Source organism: Variovorax sp. P4_D9, assembly GCF_056401695.1.
In genome coordinates this window covers 1-1258 of the sequence record NZ_JBFUIU010001476.1, presented here as the reverse complement: position 1 = coordinate 1258, position 1258 = coordinate 1, and the positions used below count along the sequence as shown (strand labels likewise).

The window sequence follows — 1258 nt, the reverse complement described above, 5'->3', positions numbered from 1 at the left end:
GCTCCGATTTCGGGCAAAACCCGCGAAAGCAGTCTCAATTCATGCGTCTCGTGCCATCGGCACACTGGATAGCCAATAAACGGCGCTTGATCAGCGTTGCCTTAGGCTGGCTCAAGCCATTCTGTCTAGGCCGAGACAATGGACACCACATCGTCTAGGTTCGCCCTCTCGGTCCGAAAACCGTTTACCGGGTGTGTCGAGTCCCCATAGCCGAACGAAACGCCACACACCACGAGGCGGTCCTCGCCCAATCCGAAGAACTCGCGCACCCGTTCCGGTCGCGAGGCCAGCGCAGCCTGGGGAATGGTCGCGATGCCCAGGCTGGTGGCAGCCAGCAGGAAGTTCGCCACGAAGGCGCCGCAATCCACGGCCCCGTAGACCCCCAATGCCGCGTCGCTGGTGATCATCGCCACGTGAGGGGCACCGAACAGCCGGAAGTTCTTCCGCGCTTGGAGTGCCGTCGCCTCTCGATCGCCGCGTTCGATGCCCGCGCTGTCGTAGAGCTGCATCGCGCAATCGAATCTGCGTTGCCGGTATGCGCCCTGGTACGCCTTCGGCCAGTCGAAATCCGGACCGGGCTCCCCCTCCCCGGCCGGCGCAAGCATGAGCGCGCGAAATCGCTCGGTGGCTTGTCCCTGCGTGAGGTGCACCTTCCATGGTTGGGCGTTGCACCACGAGGCGCTGCGCTGCGCCAGTTCCAGGATCTGCCTCTGCAGAGCGGGCGCCACGGGATCCGGCAGGAATGCGCGACAGCTGTGCCGGTCGCTCAGGAGCCGGCCCAGCACTTCGCTGGCCTTCCAGTCATCCGGGCGGTGTTCATGGGTCATCTAACTGCATTCACGAAAGCAATGCCGGTGCGCCGATCCATAGACCGGCCGCGGCTCATACGTAGTATCGCCACTGCAGAAGACTGAACGGCACCGCGACATCCGCATGATGCTCGAAACAGCCGATCACCGGCGCACCGATGCGGACCTCCTGCGAGGGATCTCCCAACAGGTTGCCCACCAGCCGCACGCGGCCCGCATGCGGCAGTTCCACGAGCACCGCCACGTAGAGGCCATGGTCCTTCAACGCCGGATGCACCGGATGCCAGGCGCGCTCCCAGCTGTAGATCACGCCCTCGGCCGCCACCTCGACCCACTCCGGATCGAAGGCGTGGCAGTGGTGACAAAGAAATTCGGGGCCGAACTGCCATGTCGCGCAGCGGCCGCAGCGCTGCACACGCAGGCGGCCCTCCCGCAATCCGCTCCAGAAC

At 64.8% G+C, this 1258-nt stretch carries 2 protein-coding genes; both read right to left on the bottom strand.

All coding sequences use genetic code 11. The features are described 5' to 3' along the window. Window positions 1–125: 125 nt before the first annotated feature. Window positions 126–785 carry a nitroreductase gene (locus tag AC1DY5_RS56140; RefSeq protein WP_478122791.1) on the bottom strand — a complete coding sequence of 220 codons (660 nt, stop codon included), beginning with the start codon at window positions 783–785 and terminating at the stop codon, window positions 126–128. Window positions 786–882: 97 nt separating this feature from the next. Then, window positions 883–1258: Zn-ribbon domain-containing OB-fold protein (locus AC1DY5_RS56135; RefSeq protein ID WP_478122790.1), on the bottom strand; the 376-nt coding region annotated here is incomplete at its 5' end.